Source organism: Arthrobacter sp. Dra40, assembly GCF_059091905.1.
Genome location: NZ_JBNHHB010000427.1, coordinates 1 through 2,127, shown reverse-complemented (window position 1 = coordinate 2,127; position 2,127 = coordinate 1). Strand labels below are relative to the sequence as shown.

At 64.2% G+C, this 2,127-nt stretch carries 2 protein-coding genes; both read left to right on the top strand.

Going from position 1 to position 2,127, the window contains the following annotated elements; translation table 11 throughout:
• Positions 1-68 precede the first annotated feature (68 nt).
• A complete protein-coding gene (locus tag AC5RWT_RS36790; protein ID WP_494084527.1) occupies positions 69-992 on the top strand; it encodes a LysR substrate-binding domain-containing protein in 924 nt (307 codons plus the stop codon).
• Positions 993-1,167: 175 nt separating this feature from the next.
• Positions 1,168-2,127 (top strand): ABC transporter ATP-binding protein (locus tag AC5RWT_RS36785; RefSeq protein WP_494084526.1); only part of this gene is annotated, 960 nt, incomplete at its 3' end.

Genomic DNA, 2,127 nt, shown 5'->3' with positions numbered 1-2,127 from the left:
ACCCCCGGTAAAGTTCATATTTAGGGGAAATATCCGCACAAAAGGTTTGGTAAGGATCAGGGGGCGGGATGGCGGTTCGCTACACACTGCGGCAGCTGGCGTACTTTGTGGCCGTGGCGGAAGCGGGCACTATCGCGGCCGCTGCGGACGAGCTGCACGTGTCGCAGACCGCTGTGGCCGCGGCGGTGAAGGAACTGGAGCGGATATTTGGCACGCAGCTGACGGTCCGCCGCAAGGCACACGGCGTCAGCCTTACGCCGGCGGGCCGGCAGCTTCACGCGCGAGCGGGCGCTTTCCTGCGCGAAGCCGAGGAGTTGGAGTTGAGTACCAGCAGCGGCGGGGGAGAGCTGGCAGGTCCGCTGGTGGTGGGCTGCTATCTGACGTTGGCGCCGACCGTCCTGCCCGGGCTGTTGGAGAGGTTCGCCGCGGAGCACCCCAAAGTGCAGCTGGACTTTGTCGAAGGAACCCAGGACTCCGTGCAGGAGCGGCTGTTCGCCGGTGAACTGGATCTGGCCATCGTCTATGACATGGACCTTCGACCGGGGCTGGAGTCGGTGCAGTTGGATGCCATGCAGGCCTACGCACTGCTGCCTTCCGGGCACCCGCTGGCAGGTGCAAAGGCAGTGGCGCTGGCGGAGCTTGCGGAGGATCCGATGATCCTGTTGGATGCTCCGCCCAGCAGCCACCACACCATGTCGGTCTTTCGGGATGCCTCGGTAGCGCCCAGAATCCGCTACCGGACCACGGACTTTGAGCTGACCCGGTCGTTGGTCGGCCGGGGCATGGGGTACTCAGTGCTGGTGCAGCGCCCCGCCGGGGAGACAACCTACGAGGGCCGCCCCTTTGTGGCCTTGCCCATTGAGCCGGCTGTCCGTCCGGTCAACGTGAAAATTATCTGGCCTGAAGGGATCAGGCTGACCGACCGGGCGATGGAAATGGTGAAGTTTGCGGTTGAGGCTCATGCGCCTCGTCATCGTGAATCCGGTTGCTGAGCGCGCCCAGCACCTGGCCGCTGCCGCCCCGCTTCCGGGTGATGGTTTGTCCTCAGCCCCGCAACCCCTCGGGTTGGCCTCCAGGCCTTGAAGGTGCACGTTGACCTGTGGGGTAGGACACTCCGATTATCCCGATTGGCTTTCTTCAATCGGTGATGTGATCTAGGCTATAGCAGTGCCTCAAACATCTCTTTCACACCGCCTGCCGCAGCAGGCTTCCGCCGCCGTCATCACCGCCCGAAATGTCGTGAAGACGTACGGCGATTTCAACGCGGTGGACGGCATCAGCTTCGAAGTTCCCGCAGGGGAGTCGTTCGGCCTTCTGGGGCCCAACGGCGCGGGCAAATCCACCACCATGCGGATGATCGGCGGGGTCTCGCAGCGGACCTCGGGGGAGCTGAGCATCATGGGCCTGGATCCGGACCAGCACGGGCCGGAGGTGCGGGCGCATCTGGGCGTGGTTCCGCAGCAGGACAATCTGGATGAAGAGCTGAAGGTCCGCGACAACCTGATCGTCTATGGCCGGTACTTCGGGCTGCCGTATTCCTACCTGCGGCCCAAGGCCGACGAGCTGCTGGAGTTCGCGCAGTTGACGGACAAGGCCAAAGCGAAGGTCGATGCCCTTTCCGGCGGCATGAAGCGGCGCCTGACCATCGCGCGTTCGCTGATGAACGATCCGAAGGTGCTCCTGCTCGACGAACCGACCACCGGCTTGGATCCGCAGGCCCGCCACATCCTGTGGGACAGGCTCTTCCGGCTTAAGGAAGCGGGGGTAACGCTGATCCTGACCACCCACTACATGGATGAGGCCGAACAGCTGTGCGACCGCCTGATTGTGGTGGACAAGGGCAAGATCATGGCGGAAGGCTCGCCGGCTGCCCTGATCCGCGAGCATTCCACCCGCGAGGTCCTGGAGCTTCGTTTCGGTTCGGAGCGGAATACGACTGTGGCGCCGGAGCTGGCCGGCATCGGCGAGCGGCTTGAGACACTGCCTGACCGCGTCCTCATTTATGCCGACGACGGCGAGGGGGCGCTTGAGCAGGTGTCCAACCGCGGGCTCCGCCCGATCACCTCGCTGGTGCGGCGCTCCAGCTTGGAGGATGTTTTCCTCCGGCTGACCGGCAGGAGCCTCATT